Below are 16,433 nucleotides of genomic sequence, written 5' to 3' on the forward strand. Positions count from 1 at the left end.
ACATGGTAATAATAGGAGATGGTGCGGATACAATGAAGGGGGAATTTGATGAAAGAATTTCCTATAATTGAAACAAAAAGATTATGTTTAAGAGAAGTAGACTTTGAAGATGCCAAAGATATGCTAACATATCTTTCAGATCAAGATGTTGTTAAGCCAATGGGGTTAGAACCCTTTGAAACAACTAGTGATGTTTGTAAAGAGATTAGGTGGTATAAATCCATATATGAAAAAGGTACAGGAATCAGATGGGGAATTACACTTAAAGATTCTGGCATAGTAATAGGAAGTTGTGGATTTCTTAATAGACTTGCAAAACATTATCGAGCTGAAGTTGGGTATGAATTAAGCAAAGATCACTGGAGAAAAGGAATAGTCAGTGAAGCATTAGAGGCTGTCGTCAAATATGGATATAACCACTTGCAGCTGGAAAGAATTGAAGCTCTTATTGAACCTTCTAATATCCCATCGATAAAACTAGTAGAAAAACAAGGTTTTAGCAGAGAGGGCTTGCTGAGACATTATGAATTTACTTGTGGTAAATTTGAAGATTTATATATGTATTCAATGATCAAAGAAGATTTAAAAACTGGTTTGGGAAAAGATAAATATGAACTTTAACTAATTTCTCTATTGTGAGAAACTAACCGCGATCTGGAAAACAGATCCCATTCTTGGCGGTTTTTGACCTGCGAAATGCCAAGGAGAAATTAAACAGGGCACTTGTTATTTTGGCTATTATATGAAACAGAAATAGGGGGAGAAAAATGAAACGACTATGCATCATCCCCTGCGGAAAGAAAAAAATATGGGACATCCATCCAGATACAGGGCCGGTAAGGGCGGAGGACGCCTATCTCAGCCCGTTTCATCAGGCGTGCGAGCGGTATGCGAAAGCATTTTTCGATGAGTGGGTGATTTTGTCGGCGAAGCACGGCTTTCTTCGCCCTGATGATATCGTATCGGGAAATTACGATGTGACTTTTGGCACCGCTCATCCGGAGATTATGACAACAGAGGAGCTGCGCCGCCAATTTTGCGAAAAAGGCTTTTCCGACATCGAAGAGCTTGTCATGCTTGGCGGAAAAAAATATCGAAGCGTCCTAAACGCCGTCATCGGCGAGCATCAGCATATCAACTGGCCGCTGTCACCGTACAAAGGCATTGGCTACATGCTTCAAGCACTAAAGCGGGCTGTTGAAGAAAAACAAGAATTGTAGCACAACATATCAAGGAAAGAGTGTGAACATGAAATAACTTGTGGTTGGCTTGATTGCCATTGTGGTATTCGGATGCGGACTATATATCTATCATGTATGGTTCGGTAACCCATTTACGAAAAATGCCGCAGAGCAAAAGCTTGTCTCTTATGTGAAACAAATCTATCCTAAAAAAGAAATCAAGATCACGAATGGGGTATATAACGCTAAAACCTCTGAATATGTATTCCAAGCAAACACCCAATCTCATCGCTACCCAATGTGTACGAAGGGATTTCTCCATCCTAAAGTAACGTGCGATGGAATTGAAGAAGCGTATACTGAATCAGTAGCAAAACATGTAAATGAAGAAGCATCGAAGGCAATCGAAGCAGACCTGAAAAAAGCGGTTCCGCAAGTCATAAAAGCTGATGCTGCTTTGAGTATCGAAAACGGCCAGTTCACGTTAGAACAAAATGGAACAAACAGCTCGCTGAATAAGCACCGATGAGCATGACGATTCAGTTAGATGCAAGCGGGGTATCAAAAACAGATGCCTCAAAGATGGCGGAAACAGTCAGAAAAACGCTTAATGAAACGGAATATACATATGCAAACGGCATCATAGACTGAATGCAGAAGGACGGGGACGGAGGTATTGGGTATGTCAAATATTCAATCGATTTTCTTCCGGAAACAGCTATTCAGCCAAACGATGCAGAGGAATTAGGCAGTTAAAGATTTCCGAGGAAATAAATACGTCGATCATTGTCAAAGACCGGGTGATGCCCGGTCTTTTTTGCATGTCATAAAACGAGACAAATGGATCAGATTGAGACAAAATGAGACACCTGTCTCAAACTGTCTCCAGTGTAAAAATGAAACGACTGATTTTACGGGCTCCAAAGACTGGCACGCTTCTTGCATTTATAAACGTGAACCCTAATTAGAAGGAGGCGCACAAAATGGAATTGTTAAAACGAGAAGGCTTGTCATTAACTGAGGAGAAAGCGCTGTGGATGTACCAAAAGATGCTGGAGATCAGGGGCTTTGAAGACAAAGTGCATGAGCTGTTCGCACAAGGAGTGCTTCCCGGATTTGTCCATTTATATGCCGGTGAGGAAGCGGTGGCTGTAGGGGTGTGCGCACATTTACATGATGGCGACAGCATTACAAGTACGCACAGGGGGCATGGCCATTGTATCGCCAAAGGATGTGATCTGGACGGCATGATGGCGGAAATTTTCGGGAAAGCGACCGGATTGTGTAAAGGCAAGGGTGGTTCTATGCACATTGCCGATCTCGATAAAGGTATGTTAGGGGCAAATGGAATCGTCGGGGGCGGATTTACGCTCGCATGCGGATCAGCGCTCACCGCTAAATATAAACAGACTGATAATGTAAGCGTTTGCTTTTTTGGAGACGGAGCAAATAACCAAGGCACCTTCCATGAAGGGCTGAACTTAGCGGCAGTATGGAACCTTCCTGTTGTATTTGTTGCTGAAAACAACGGCTACGGCGAAGCAACCCCATTTGAGTACGCGTCGGCCTGTGATTCAATCGCCGACCGGGCGGCTGCCTATAACATGCCGGGAGTGACGGTGGACGGAAAAGATATTTTAGCAGTCTACCAAGCAGCGGAGGAAGCGATTGAAAGAGCAAGAAACGGCGGAGGACCGTCTTTGATCGAATGTATGACTTACAGAAATTATGGCCATTTCGAAGGAGATGCCCAAACGTATAAAACGAAGGATGAAAGAGTTGAGCACCTTGAAGAAAAGGATGCCATTCAAGGCTTTAAAAACTATCTTTTAAAAGAAATAGATGTTAATAAACTGTCAGACATTGAACAGCGTGTTAGCAAATCGATTGAAAAAGCCGTCTCGTTCAGTGAAGACAGCCCATATCCGAAAGAGTCAGAGTTGCTGACAGACGTCTACGTGTCATATGAAAAAGGGGGAATGTGAGATGGCGAGAGTCATAAGCATGTCAGACGCGATCAATGAAGCGATGAAGCTTGCGATGAGAAGAGACGAAAATGTGCTTTTGATCGGTGAGGATGTCGCCGGGGGAGCGGCAATCGATCATTTGCAGGATGATGAAGCATGGGGCGGCGTGTTAGGAGTCACAAAGGGGCTTGTACAGGAATTCGGGCGCAACCGAGTGCTGGACACACCGATTTCTGAGGCGGGCTATATGGGTGCAGCTATGGCTGCGGCATCAACCGGGCTGAGACCGATTGCCGAGCTGATGTTTAACGATTTTATCGGCACGTGCTTTGACCAGGTGATTAACCAAGGGGCGAAATTCCGCTATATGTTCGGAGGAAAAGCGCAAGTCCCGATTACCGTCCGCACCACATACGGAGCGGGGTTCCGGGCAGCTGCCCAGCATTCACAGGCGCTGTATGGCCTTTTCACCAGCATCCCGGGGCTGAAGACGGTTGTTCCTTCTAATCCGTATGATGCCAAAGGCCTGCTGCTTGCAGCAATCGAAGACAATGATCCGGTGTTCTTCTTTGAAGACAAAACGTCCTATAACATGAAGGGCGAGGTGCCGGAAGATTATTATACAATTCCGCTTGGAAAGGCGGACATCAAACGCGAAGGCGGCGATGTCACGCTATTTGCAGTCGGCAAGCAGGTCAATACCGCGCTTGAAGCGGCGGCGAAGCTTTCAGAGAAAGGCATCGAAGCCGAGGTGCTGGATCCCCGCAGTCTGTCTCCTCTGGATGAGGAAGCGATTTTCACATCGTTAGAAAAAACAAACCGGCTGATCATCATTGATGAAGCCAATCCGCGATGCAGCATTGCCACGGATATTGCTGCGATTGTCGCCGACAAAGGCTTTGATTTGCTTGATGCGCCGATTAAACGGATTACAGCGCCGCATACACCAGTGCCGTTTTCACCAGTGCTTGAAGATCAATATTTGCCAACGCCAGATCAAATTGTCAGCGTCACGCTTGAATTGCTTGGCGAGCCGGCAATGAATTAAAGGGGGGACACAAATGGCGGTAAAAGTAGTGATGCCAAAATTGGGAATGGCCATGAAACAAGGGGAAGTATCGATATGGAATAAAAAAGTAGGCGACCCGGTTGAAAAGGGAGAAAGCATTGCCAGCATTCAATCGGAGAAAATTGAAATGGACATCGAGGCGCCTGAAAAAGGAACGCTGATCGATATCAAAGTAAAAGAGGGGGAGGAGGTCCCGCCCGGCACAGCGATCTGCTACATCGGGGACGCCAATGAATCGGTGCAGGAAGAGGCGAGCGCGCCTGCTGCTGAAGACAGTGTGCCGCAAGCCGTCCAGCCCGTCAAACAAGAAAACAAACCCGCAGCCTCCAAAAAAGAACGAATCAAAATATCTCCAGTCGCCAGGAAAATAGCAGAAAAGGCAGGATTAGACCTGAAACAGCTGAAAGGTACTGGACCAGGCGGACGAATCGTGAAGGACGACGTGACAAAAGCGCTTGCTGAACAGAAAAATGATCGGACAGAGCCGGTTTCTGAGCAGAAGGCGCAAGAAACGCCGGTGACAGGCATGAGAAAAGTTATCGCGGCCAGAATGCAGGAAAGCCTGGCAAACAGCGCGCAGCTGACGATTACGATGAAGGCTGATATCACCAAGCTGGCAGCCCTTCAAAAACAGCTTTCTCCAACAGCCGAAGAGCGGTACGGCACAAAGCTGACGATCACTCATTTGGTCTCAAGAGCCGCCGTTCTCGCTCTGCAAGCTCATCCTGCGCTGAACAGTTTTTATCAAAATGAGCGCATCATCACACATCCTCATGTGCACCTCGGAATGGCTGTGGCCTTGGAAAATGGATTAGTTGTGCCTGTGATCCGCAACGCTGATAAGAAATCGCTGATTGAACTGGCTCAATCCATCTCCGAAAATGCAAAAAAAGCACGCGAGGGGCGGGCGGGAAGCGAAGAACTGCAAGGCTCAACCTTCTCCATTACAAACCTTGGCGCTTTTGGAGTGGAGCATTTTACGCCGATATTAAATCCGCCGGAAACAGGCATTCTCGGCATCGGAGCAAGCTATGACACGCCGGTGTATCAAGGGGAGGAGATTGTCAGAAGCACGATTCTTCCGCTCAGCCTGACATTTGACCACAGAGCGTGTGACGGCGCCCCTGCCGCTGCATTCCTGAAGGCGATTAAAACATATTTGGAAGAACCCGCAGCATTAATTTTATAGGAAAAGCAGGTGAAGACGACATGACACTAGCCATTATCGGCGGCGGACCTGCAGGCTATGCGGCTGCGGTCTCTGCGGCACAGCAGGGCAGAAACGTGCTGCTCATTGACAAAGGCCAGCTTGGGGGAACCTGCCTGAATGAAGGCTGCATCCCGACGAAGTCTTTGTTAGAAAGCGCAAACGTTCTTGACAAAATCAAGCATGCCGACCACTTTGGAATTGAACTTCCAGCAGGTGAGATATCGGTTGATTGGAGCAAAATGCAGAACCGAAAACAACAGGTTGTCAGACAGCTTGTCCAAGGTGTTCAATACTTAATGAAGAAAAATCAAATACAGGTTGTGAAGGGGAAGGCCTCCTTTCTTTCTGACAGAAAGCTCTTGATCGAAGGAGTGAACGGAAAAGAAATCAGAGAGGCGGACCAAGTATTGATTGCATCCGGATCAGAACCGATCGAGCTGCCATTCGCGCCGTATGACGGCGAATGGATCATCGACAGCAAGGACGCGCTTTCTCTTTCTGAGATTCCGTCTTCACTTGTCATTGTCGGCGGCGGTGTTATCGGCTGTGAGTATGCCGGGCTGTTTGCCAGACTGGGATCGAAGGTGACCATCATTGAAACAGCCGGCCAGCTGATCCCGGCTGAAGATGAAGATATTGCCCGTCTGTTTCAGGAGAAACTTGAGGAAGACGGTGTTGAAGTGCATACCTCATCCCGATTAGAGCGGGTGGATCAAACGGCCAAAACAGCAATATGGAAAAGCGGGCAGCGGGAGTTTAAAACGAAGGCTGATTATGTACTCGTGGCGATCGGCAGAAAACCTCGTCTTGACGGATTACAGCTGGAGCAGGCTGGAGTTGATTTTTCTCCAAAAGGTATTCAGGTAAACGGTCACATGCAGACGAACGTGCCTCATATTTATGCGTGCGGAGACGCAATCGGAGGCATTCAGCTGGCCCATGCGGCTTTCCATGAGGGCATTATCGCTGCTTCTCATGCTTCCGGAAGGGATGTCAAAATCAATGAGAAACATGTGCCCCGTTGCATTTATACATCACCGGAAATCGCGTGCATCGGAATGACAGAACAACAAGCAAGAAGCGTATACGGGGATGTGAAGATTGGCGAATTTCCTTTTTCCGCAAACGGCAAGGCGCTCATTAAACAGCAAGCGGAAGGAAAGGTCAAAATCGTGGCAGAACCGGAATTCGGCGAAATCGTCGGTGTCTCAATGATTGGTCCTGATGTGACCGAGCTCATCGGTCAAGCGGCTGCGATCATGAATGGTGAGATGACCGCTGATATGGCGGAGCATTTTATCGCCGCCCATCCAACACTGTCGGAAACATTGCACGAGGCGCTGTTAAGCACGATCGGGCTTGCAGTACATGCATAATAAAGGAAAAAGCAGGCGTATGGATATAAGGCGCCTGCTTTTTTATTGTTGAAAGCGCTTTATTTTTCCCCTACAATAGATGAAAACGGCGTGTAAGGGAGGAGCGATCAAGGAAATGAATTCGGTCCCAAACGATTTGCAAACCTGGAAACGTTTTGTGAAAGACGGTGTGCTTGACGAAGCCCGATTAAGAAAGCGGATCGCCGAGTCATGGCATCGCTGCAAAAAAGCTGAGGTCAATCCTTATTTAGAAAAAGGCCCGAAGGTTTTACAGCAAACGGAGCTGGATCAGCAGTCAAAAAAACATTCATTCTTCCTGACGACCGCACAGCCTTACCTCGAAAAGCTGCTGCCTGCCATAAAAGAAATGGAAATGATGGCACTGTTAATTGATTCTGACGGTGTTGTTCTCGCATTGGACGGCCATCCCCGTGCGCTCTATGAAGCCAAACGCATCAACTTTGTCGAAGGCGCGTGCTGGACGGAAACGGCTGTCGGAACAAATGCGATTGGCACGGCGCTCCACATCAGTGAGCCGGTTGCAATACAAGGATCAGAACATTACTCCATCGCTTCCCATCACTGGAACTGTTCAGCCGCTCCGATTCACCATGAGGATGGCAGTCTTGCAGGTGTGATTGACATATCATGCCCGGCGGCAGGCGCGCATCCTTATATGCTCGGTATTGCCACGGCGATCGCCTATGCCGCGGAACGGGAACTGGCAGCTAAAAGCCGTGAGAAAGAGCTAGAGCTGATCAGCTGTTTTGGCGATAGGGCTGCATCCCGTGTGCCGATGGTGCTCTGCAATACCAAACAGCACATCATCAGCGCGAGCATACCGATTCGAACCTCAATGCCGGATTGGCAGGGCCGGCACCTGTATGAGGTGAAGGAACGGGGCTTCTCAATCGAAAAAGCCGTCACCATAGGGGATGGCGGCACTTGTTTTTATCTGTCGGAACAAAAGAAAAAGAAGGCGTTTCGATTCAATGGAGTCATTGGGCAAAGCGGCCGATCGCAAACAATGCTGAAGAACCTTGAACGAGCGGCTGCGGCGGATGCAACGGTTTGTCTGTCGGGGGAAACTGGCACGGGGAAGGAAGTCGCAGCCCGCGCGCTTCATGAAAACAGCGAGAGGCGGCACGGCCCGTTTGTTGCTGTCAATTGCGGAGCGATCCCGTCTGATTTGATTGAAAGCGAGCTGTTCGGCTATGCGGAGGGCGCTTTTACGGGAGCGAAACGAAACGGCTACAAAGGCGTCTTTCAAAAAGCGAATCAAGGCACCTTATTTTTAGATGAGATCGGAGAAATTTCCCACTCGATGCAGGTTGCGCTTTTACGGGTGCTTCAGGAACGTAAGATTACACCGGTTGGCGGGACGAAAGAAATTCCGATTGATATCAGAGTCATTGCCGCCACACATTGTGATTTACGCGAGCTTGCCGAAAGCGGGAAAATCAGAGAGGACTTGTTTTACCGCCTTCATGTCTATCCGATCGAGCTTCCTCCTTTACGCAACCGCCCCGAGGATATTCCAGACCTCTTTCAGTACTACAAACAGAAGAATCATTGGTCTGGCGAACTTCCCCCTGCTTTTTTGGATGTGCTGAAGCAATGGAGGTGGCCGGGGAATATTCGCGAGCTGTTCAATGTGTTTGAACGTCTTTCCATCAGGTTTCCGGACGGCCGGCTGAGGGATGAGCCGCTTACGGCTTTACTGGAAGCCGCAGGACTGCCGATCAGCCCGGCAGAAAAAAAGCCGGCTGCTGCCGGCGCGCTGACCCTTCGTGAGCAAATCCAAAAAGACATCATCATCAAGGCGCTTGAATCCGCACAAGGAAACGTCTCTCAAGCTGCCAAAATCAGCGGGATACCCCGGAGCACTTTCTACAAACGTCTGAAAAAATTCAATTTATTCGCTAAATCATAAAGCATACTTCCTTCAAGAAATGGAAACGTTATGTATGAAGGAGGGTGTTAGAATGAATAGTCAAAGGGCGAAAGAAATTGTAGAATCCCCCGACATGAAGAAAGTAACATATAACGGAGTTCCTATTTACATTCAGCACGTGAATGAAGAAAACGGAACAGCGAGAATTTATCCGCTTGATGAACCTGAGCAGGAGCATGAAGTACAGCTGACCAACTTAAAAGAGGACTAAACTAAAATGGCCCGCTTCATAAGCAGGCCATTTTGTTATCCGCGCGGCGCAAATAAAATCACACAGACGCCGATGAGACAAATGAATGCGCCGATCCAGTCATAGAAATCAGGTGTTTTCCGGTCGACAAGCCATCCCCATAGAACCGCAAGCGCGATGAATACCCCGCCATATGCGGCGTATACACGGCCGAAGGAAGGGAAGGACTGAAACGTCGGAAGAATGCCATAGACAATCAGGATCAGCGCTCCGGCGATCCCATAGCCGACTGGCTTTGCTTCTCTCAGCCACAGCCAAACTAAATACCCGCCGCCAATTTCGGCAAGCCCCGCCGCAAGAAATAATAGAATGGTAATCAGCATCACGCGCACTCCTCAACTTGCTTTATCTTTCATTATAAAGGAGGAGTGCTGTTAAAGCTTCGGATGATTCTCAAATTCCTTCAAATACGCCTTTCGCTGAATCTCCGTAAATTGGCCGATCCAATTGTTTTTCGCCTCATCACTCAGATGGGGGAGGATATAGCGTTCCACCGCTTCAAAAAACAGCGGATTGGCGATAATATTCCAGGTAGGGATGCGAACGACCTTTCCGTCAGTTTTCTCAATGATGATATCCTCAAAAAAGATCCCTTTCAGACTGTAATGATGCCGTCCCATATAAATCCGTTTGATCTCAGAAAAACGCGCACTGCGCTTTCTCGAGAAGATCTCGCCATCAGGCCCGGTCTTTACACTGAAAATGACATTTCCCCGGCTTGTAAATGCCGGGAAAGCCATAAAAAATGTGATCAAGCCATAAACAATTGCCATTAATCCGCCGCCCAAATAAAGCAGGGAATACTTAGATTCAAATGTAAGAGCTTCAGACACCAGCCATACTCCTACAATAAAAGCGCCCCCTGTGGCGAGGAACAGCCATATTCTAAAAAACATTCTGCTTTTGACCTTAATTACTTCATTGTTTTTCAATTGCTATTCTCCTTTATCGCTCTTTAGCAAAAAAGTATACCTTTTATAACATCCTTATTTGCTGGTACGATAGAAAATTCATTTTGAGTAATGCCTGTTACCAGCCAAGTATGACGGCTGCCAGGCAAGACGAAAGCCATGTCGGCCACTTCCGGCGAATTGTCTTTGTCATAAACAAGACGCATCAGTGTATCCATTTTCCCTTTTCGCAAAGCCAGATCATTTACAAATCGGGTAACGTCCTCTTGATGGTCATGTTTTTCAAGGAATTCTTTTAGGTAAGAGGGGTTGTCTGAAGCGCCCTCTAAGAGCTTCTCAAATTCATTTGATGTTAATCTCAGAAGCAAACCTCTGCTATTCTCTTCCTCTACTATATGTAAAAATTCATCTGTCTTAGTAAGCAGGCCTTCATTCGATTCTAGTTTTATAATGCGGTGGACTTGCTCGTCAAAAAGGAGTTCGTGAGAGTAGGTGCCGAATTTTGATACGTGGCAGGACACATTCTGTTCGGCGCCTTGCCCGTTAAATTTAGAAAGCTTCACTGTATAGTCAGCGTCGTTTAATACATGGATAAACGGACAGTACTCGTCCTTTAACCGATATTGATGATTCCGAAATTCCGCGGCATCCTTGGCTAAGAGTGAGCGGCACGCCGCTTCAAACAAAGCGCCGAGCTGTTCATCTTCTATCTCTGGAAAATAGGCCTGCTTCAAGGCCATTCCCTGTTCAAAAAACCCTTCGCTATAAAAACAAAATAAGAGTTCCTCTATGCTGATTGTAAACTGCTTCATTCATTATTCTCCTATCCAAATGAAAATTTCCCTTTAAGGAAATGGGTTGCGCCTTGTATAAGCGAGTCCGCTGTTTTCTTTGCTGTTTCCATTCCTTTTTTCGCGTTGTCTATCCCTTTATGTATCGTTTGATTCGCCGCATCTATCCCATCATTTACTGATTTGACGACTTTGCCGGCTGATTCCAATCCTTTCTTGGCAGTATCAACGACAGCGTGAATCGGTTCTTTCAGCTTTACAGCTGCTTTTTCAGCAAAGCCTGATGTGAATTTTGCGATTTTTTCTCCCACAAAACCTCCTACGGCTGATCCGATTGTGCCTCCGACTACTGTACCAACAGGGCCTAACACACTTCCAAGGGCACCGCCGACGACAGCGCCTGCCGTTGCCCCTCCTGCGATGAAAATAGTATTATTCACAGCATTCCCGACGGCCTTGGCGTTTTCACGCTTGAGAACTTCCGGTTTGTCTTGGTATTTTGCGTAATTTTCAGCAATTTTCAAGCCCGCTCCGAACGTTTCAGTCGCACCGGTGATCAGTGTGGCGGTAATGGCATTTCCTTTTGCGAATTTCAAGCCCGTTTTTCCGACATCCTTCAAAGTTGAGCGTACGCCGGCTTCATTAAGAAATCCTCTTGTGTAGCTTCTGACGCTGTTTGAAAAATCCACCGTATCCTGGGGGAAGTACTTTGTAAACTTTTTATGTACCAAATCTGAAAATGGCCGGTTTGTCTTTTTAAACAAATATTTAGGATTCAAAAGCACTCTGGCCGCTTTTTGATAATGTGAGCTGTCAACGGCCCTGGAAATGTCCAACAGAAGCTTTGAGTGCCGGGCGGTATGTAAGCCGCTTGGCTGTTTCACAAACTTTGTAAGCCCTAATCCGTAGTATTTTCCCTGAGTCAGCATAAGGGCGGTTAAGCTTGTCATCGTGCCGTATTTGTCGTAAGCGTTATAAAGCTTTCGCAAAATATCATCTTGTTGAACAAACTTGTCGCTCGTTTTTCTGATGAAAATCTCATTGTCACTCAGTTTGGTGACGAGCGCTTTCCCTGAGCTCCACGCATCGCCGACTCCGGAAAAACAGCTGCTGTAGCGGGGATCGCATTGCAAAATCATCTGCCCCAGCTCCAAATGCAGTTCCTTATATTTGTTTTCCATATCGGTTAATTCAGTGACAACATCATTTGCCAGCTGTTCGAGCTTATCCGGATCAACTGCAATGTTTCCTGACACACTGTTCACCCCCCGAGTTTATGTCTTTCCTCTCTTGCTTTACGTTCCAGTTCTTCCATTCTGACAATTTCAGCTTTTCGTTCTTCTATTTTGACGGCGGCTGCCTTCAGCTCCTGGCTTGTTTCAAGCAGCTCCTGTTCGAATTGGTCGTAGGAGGCTTTCGTTTCCTCGAAATCCTGTTCGAACGAGTCTCTTGCTTTTCCCTGCCAAGCATCCCCCAATGCAGATAACCGGGATTCAAGCAGCATTTTAGAGCTTCTGACCTGTTCCGCGGCCGCACTGTACTTGTTTGCCAGCTCAATGACTTTATATGAGTCCAACTTTTGTCCCCTGCCTTTTCTAAATTCACGCACAAATGGATGTTTTATATAAATGATTATAAATAATTCGGCATGTATCCGAATCGTACAAAAGAACCTTTTCATAAGAACTGGAAGGGCGTATATTCACTCAAATTTCACAGTTGGTGAGACTTTAAGATTACAAAAAAGGTAAAAAAATCAAATCTCCCAGACGTAAGGTAAGTGAGAAATTTCCCGCTCTATGGGAAAAAACACTAAAGTTGATCAAATGACCTAAGTGCGCCAAACGTGTTACGGGACGGGCCTTTCCATGGTATAAATGGAATTGTAAACGTTATCAAGGAGGTCGTCATATGAAGAAAAAATCATTCTCAATCGTAATAGCGGGCGGAGGGAGCACTTTCACTCCAGGGATCGTTCTGATGCTCTTGGACCATTTGGAGGAGTTTCCGATCAGAAAGCTGAAGCTGTATGATAATGATAAGGAGAGACAGGATCGCATTGCAGGCGCCTGTGACGTTTTTATCAGAGAAAAAGCGCCGGATATTGAATTTACAGCGACGACTGACCCGGAAGAAGCTTTTACAGATGTCGATTTTGTCATGGCGCACATCAGGGTAGGGAAATACGCAATGCGTGCGCTGGATGAGCAAATTCCGCTGAAGTACGGAGTTGTCGGCCAGGAGACGTGCGGGCCGGGCGGTATCGCATACGGCATGCGTTCAATTGGCGGCGTGCTTGAAATATTAGATTACATGGAAAAATATTCGCCTAATGCGTGGATGCTCAATTATTCTAACCCGGCGGCGATCGTAGCCGAAGCAACGAGACGCCTCAGACCGAATTCGAAAATTCTCAATATCTGTGATATGCCGGTTGGAATCGAAGACCGGATGGCGCAAATTCTTGGCCTGTCCTCAAGAAAAGAAATGAAGGTCCGCTATTACGGATTAAATCATTTCGGCTGGTGGACATCGATTCAGGATCAAGAGGGCAACGATTTAATGCCGAAGCTGAAGGAGCATGTATCTCAATACGGGTACATTCCGAAGACGGAGGCTGAAGCTGTGGAGACGAGCTGGAATGACACGTTCGCCAAAGCGCGTGATGTGCAGGCTGCAGATCCTGACACACTGCCGAATACGTATTTGCAATATTATTTGTTCCCGGATGATATGGTGAAAAAATCAAATCCGAATCATACGCGGGCAAACGAAGTGATGGAAGGGCGCGAAGCCTTTATTTTCAGCCAATGTGACATGATCACACGCGAGCAGTCCTCGGAAAACAGCGAAATCAAAATCGATGATCACGCATCATATATCGTTGATCTAGCCCGGGCGATTGCCTACAACACAGGTGAAAGAATGCTGTTGATTGTTGAAAATAACGGCGCGATTGCAAACTTTGACCCGACTGCAATGGTCGAGGTGCCATGTATTGTCGGCTCAAACGGACCTGAACCGATCACCGTCGGCACTATTCCGCAATTCCAAAAAGGGCTGATGGAGCAGCAGGTATCCGTTGAGAAACTGACTGTTGAAGCATGGGAGGAGAAATCGTTCCAAAAGCTGTGGCAGGCGCTGATCCTGTCAAAAACAGTGCCGAACGCGCGTGTAGCAAGGCTCATTCTCGAGGATTTAATAGAGGCCAACAAAGACTATTGGCCAGAGCTTGATCAAAGCCCAACTCGCATTTCATAACTGAAATTCCCCCATTTTCGAATCTGTAATTGTATATAATAGAAAGAAAATGGGGGGATCTGATATGCAGCTCGAAGAACTGATTAATCAGCACTACAGCAAATTAAATGACAACGATTTTCATATTTTAAAATATATATTGAATCACAAGCACACGTGCTATCACCTTGGAATCGACGCGCTGGCCAAAGCTTGCAGCGTATCGCGTTCCTCAATTTTACGGCTTGCCCAAAAGCTCGGTTTCAGCGGCTACAGTGAATTTCGCGTCTATTTAAAGTGGGAAGATCAGCCGGAAGAAGGCGAGAGTATGAGTTTTCAAAAGCTGCTTGACGATATTGAATCAAATTTGAAATTTTTAAGGACAAAGGACATGACGGAGATGTGCCAGCTGATTGATGAAGCTGACCGCATTTTCGTGTACGGATCTGGAAATGCGCAAAAGATATGCGCCCGCGATCTTCAAAGGATGTTTATTCCGCGCCATCGGTATCTCATTTTGATTGAAGACAGAAATGAATTTAATCTGATGCGCGATGATTTTAAAGTAAACGATCTGTTTATCATCATTTCTCTTTCCGGCGAAACACCGGAGCTGATTCCTCAGGCAAGAATGCTTTCTGCAAAGGGTATTCCCTTTATTTCCATTACGAATTTAAAAAACAATGTCCTCGCCCAGCTGACTCCGCATAATCTTTATGCGACAAGCAAACCTGTGACATTAAGCGATAAAACGGAAATTGTCGCTTTTGCACCATTTTTTCTCGTTGGCGAAGCATTGTTCCGCGCATATGTTGATTACAAAGAGGCAGAAAAAAATAACATTAAGTAGCAGGGGGTTCTGGTATGATGCAAAAGATCCAGCGCTTTGGAAGCGCGATGTTTGTGCCTGTTCTATTATTCGCGTTCGCCGGCATTATCGTCGGTGTCAGTACGCTTTTTAAAAATAAAACCCTCATGGGCCCGCTTGCCGATCCTGACGGGTTTTGGTATCAGTGCTGGTATATCATTGAGCAGGGCGGCTGGACAGTATTTAATCAAATGCCGCTCTTATTCGCCATCGGCATCCCGGTTGCTTTGGCGAAGAAAGCTCAGGCGCGCGCTTGTTTGGAAGCGCTTACGGTTTATTTGACGTTCAATTACTTTGTCAGCTCGATCTTGACGGTATGGGGAGGGGCATTTGGCGTCGATATGAACCAAGAGGTCGGCGGAACGAGCGGGTTAACGATGATCGCGGGCATCAAAACGCTTGATACCAACATTATCGGAGCCATCTTTATTTCTTCGATTGTCGTCTTTTTGCATAACCGCTATTTTGATAAAAAACTGCCCGATTTTCTCGGCATCTTTCAAGGCTCAACGTATATCGTGATGATTTCCTTCTTCATTATGATCCCGATCGCTTTGGCCGTGTCTTACATTTGGCCGATGGTTCAGACGGGAATCGGCTCGCTTCAAAGCTTCCTGGTTGCTTCTGGGGCGGTGGGCGTCTGGATATACACGTTTTTGGAACGGATTTTGATTCCGACCGGTCTTCATCACTTTATTTACACACCGTTTATTTATGGGCCTGCTGTAGCAGAAGGCGGGATCGTCACGTATTGGGCACAGCACCTCGGCGAATATTCGCAAAGCGCCAAGCCGCTGAAGGAGCTCTTCCCGCAAGGCGGATTCGCGCTCCACGGCAACTCGAAAATCTTCGGCATTCCGGGGATCGCACTGGCGTTTTACGTCACGGCCAAAAAGGAAAAGAAAAAACTTGTCGCAGGGCTGCTGATTCCTGTCACGCTGACAGCGATTGTCGCGGGCATTACAGAGCCGATTGAGTTCACTTTCTTATTTATTTCTCCTTTCTTATTTGCGGTTCACGCCCTGCTTGCTGCGACAATGTCGACGGTCATGTATATGGCCGGTGTTGTCGGAAACATGGGGGGTGGTTTAATCGAGGCGGTTACCCTGAACTGGATTCCGCTCTTTGGCAGCCACGGTATGACGTATGTGTATCAAATTTTGATCGGGCTTTCTTTTACAGCTATTTATTTTTTCGTCTTCCGTTTTCTGATCCTCAAATTCAATATTGCTACACCGGGACGGGAAATTGACGATCAGCAGGAAACAAAGCTGTATTCGAAAAAGGAATACAGAGAAAGAAAAAACAAGGATGAAACAGCTTCTGCTGCTGAAACGGCAGATGACACCGCTTTTCTTTATATTGAAGCGCTGGGTGGAAAAGACAATATCACTGAAGTGACAAACTGCGCCACCCGCCTCAGAGTCAGCGTCAAGGATGAAACAAAGGTTGAGCCCGACAGCGTATTCCGCGCGCTTGGCGCGCACGGCGTCGTCAGGAACGGGAAGGCGTTTCAGGTGATTATCGGATTGAGCGTGCCGCAGATGCGGGAGCGTGTAGAAAAAATATTGAATCAATAAAGCCAGCCCTCCTATTCGGGAGGGTTTTCGTTTGCC

At 46.9% G+C, this 16,433-nt stretch carries 16 protein-coding genes and 1 pseudogene; 12 read left to right on the top strand and 5 right to left on the bottom strand.

What is annotated here, in order from left to right; genetic code table 11:
- Positions 1-48 precede the first annotated feature (48 nt).
- The 9 genes and pseudogenes from GYO_RS26745 to GYO_RS26785 all read left to right on the top strand — a co-directional run bounded on the left by GYO_RS26745 (position 49) and on the right by GYO_RS26785 (position 8,968).
- Entirely contained in the window at positions 49-621 is a 573-nt protein-coding gene (locus GYO_RS26745; RefSeq protein ID WP_014113058.1) for a GNAT family N-acetyltransferase, read from the top strand.
- Between the two features lie 146 nt (positions 622-767).
- Positions 768-1,220 carry a DUF6884 domain-containing protein gene (locus GYO_RS26750; RefSeq protein WP_014113059.1) on the top strand — a complete coding sequence of 151 codons (453 nt, stop codon included), beginning with the start codon at positions 768-770 and terminating at the stop codon, positions 1,218-1,220.
- Between the two features lie 40 nt (positions 1,221-1,260).
- Positions 1,261-1,937 (top strand): annotated as a pseudogene (locus GYO_RS26755) (YfjL-like protein).
- Positions 1,938-2,164: 227 nt separating this feature from the next.
- Positions 2,165-3,166: an acetoin:2,6-dichlorophenolindophenol oxidoreductase subunit alpha gene (gene acoA / locus GYO_RS26760; protein WP_014113061.1), complete on the top strand. Its 1,002-nt coding sequence runs from the start codon at positions 2,165-2,167 to the stop codon at positions 3,164-3,166.
- Between the two features lies 1 nt (position 3,167).
- Positions 3,168-4,196 carry an acetoin:2,6-dichlorophenolindophenol oxidoreductase subunit beta gene (acoB, locus tag GYO_RS26765; protein ID WP_014113062.1) on the top strand — a complete coding sequence of 343 codons (1,029 nt, stop codon included), beginning with the start codon at positions 3,168-3,170 and terminating at the stop codon, positions 4,194-4,196.
- Positions 4,197-4,209: 13 nt separating this feature from the next.
- Entirely contained in the window at positions 4,210-5,406 is a 1,197-nt protein-coding gene (acoC, locus tag GYO_RS26770; protein WP_014113063.1) for an acetoin dehydrogenase complex dihydrolipoyllysine-residue acetyltransferase, read from the top strand.
- Positions 5,407-5,426: 20 nt separating this feature from the next.
- Positions 5,427-6,803, top strand: a complete 1,377-nt coding sequence (gene acoL / locus GYO_RS26775) for an acetoin dehydrogenase complex dihydrolipoyl dehydrogenase (protein WP_014113064.1) — start codon at positions 5,427-5,429, stop codon at positions 6,801-6,803.
- A gap of 115 nt (positions 6,804-6,918) precedes the next feature.
- Positions 6,919-8,736, top strand: coding sequence for an acetoin dehydrogenase operon transcriptional activator AcoR (acoR, locus tag GYO_RS26780; protein ID WP_041520892.1), 1,818 nt, complete (start codon positions 6,919-6,921; stop codon positions 8,734-8,736).
- Between the two features lie 52 nt (positions 8,737-8,788).
- The gene (locus tag GYO_RS26785; RefSeq protein WP_003239795.1) at positions 8,789-8,968 is read left to right on the top strand and encodes a small acid-soluble spore protein H; all 180 of its coding nucleotides are present in this window, start codon (positions 8,789-8,791) and stop codon (positions 8,966-8,968) included.
- Positions 8,969-9,003: 35 nt separating this feature from the next.
- Here GYO_RS26785 and GYO_RS26790 read toward each other — a convergent pair whose 3' ends face one another.
- The 5 genes from GYO_RS26790 to GYO_RS26810 are packed head-to-tail and all read right to left on the bottom strand — an operon-like array spanning position 9,004 to position 12,285.
- Positions 9,004-9,333, bottom strand: coding sequence for a YnfA family protein (locus tag GYO_RS26790; RefSeq protein ID WP_079288914.1), 330 nt, complete (start codon positions 9,331-9,333; stop codon positions 9,004-9,006).
- A gap of 48 nt (positions 9,334-9,381) precedes the next feature.
- Complete coding sequence (locus GYO_RS26795; RefSeq protein ID WP_014113067.1) at positions 9,382-9,939, bottom strand: YfjD family protein; 558 nt, start codon at positions 9,937-9,939, stop codon at positions 9,382-9,384.
- A 23-nt stretch (positions 9,940-9,962) separates the two neighbouring features.
- Positions 9,963-10,730 carry a YfjC family protein gene (locus GYO_RS26800; protein ID WP_014113068.1) on the bottom strand — a complete coding sequence of 256 codons (768 nt, stop codon included), beginning with the start codon at positions 10,728-10,730 and terminating at the stop codon, positions 9,963-9,965.
- An 11-nt stretch (positions 10,731-10,741) separates the two neighbouring features.
- Positions 10,742-11,965: a YfjB-related protein gene (locus GYO_RS26805; RefSeq protein WP_014113069.1), complete on the bottom strand. Its 1,224-nt coding sequence runs from the start codon at positions 11,963-11,965 to the stop codon at positions 10,742-10,744.
- A gap of 5 nt (positions 11,966-11,970) precedes the next feature.
- Positions 11,971-12,285, bottom strand: a complete 315-nt coding sequence (locus tag GYO_RS26810) for a WXG100 family type VII secretion target (protein WP_014113070.1) — start codon at positions 12,283-12,285, stop codon at positions 11,971-11,973.
- 335 nt (positions 12,286-12,620) lie between these two features.
- On the opposite strand from GYO_RS26810, the gene glvA reads away from it, so the two are divergent.
- From glvA to malP, 3 genes are all read left to right on the top strand, one after another.
- Positions 12,621-13,970, top strand: coding sequence for a maltose-6'-phosphate glucosidase (gene glvA, locus GYO_RS26815; RefSeq protein ID WP_014113071.1), 1,350 nt, complete (start codon positions 12,621-12,623; stop codon positions 13,968-13,970).
- 64 nt (positions 13,971-14,034) lie between these two features.
- Positions 14,035-14,799 carry a MurR/RpiR family transcriptional regulator GlvR gene (glvR, locus tag GYO_RS26820; protein WP_014113072.1) on the top strand — a complete coding sequence of 255 codons (765 nt, stop codon included), beginning with the start codon at positions 14,035-14,037 and terminating at the stop codon, positions 14,797-14,799.
- Between the two features lie 14 nt (positions 14,800-14,813).
- A complete protein-coding gene (gene malP, locus GYO_RS26825) occupies positions 14,814-16,397 on the top strand; it encodes a PTS maltose transporter subunit IIBC (RefSeq protein ID WP_014113073.1) in 1,584 nt (527 codons plus the stop codon).
- The last annotated feature ends 36 nt before the right edge of the window (positions 16,398-16,433 follow it).

It is taken from the genome of Bacillus spizizenii TU-B-10 (genome assembly GCF_000227465.1).
Taxonomy (GTDB): Bacteria; Bacillota; Bacilli; order Bacillales; family Bacillaceae; genus Bacillus; species Bacillus spizizenii.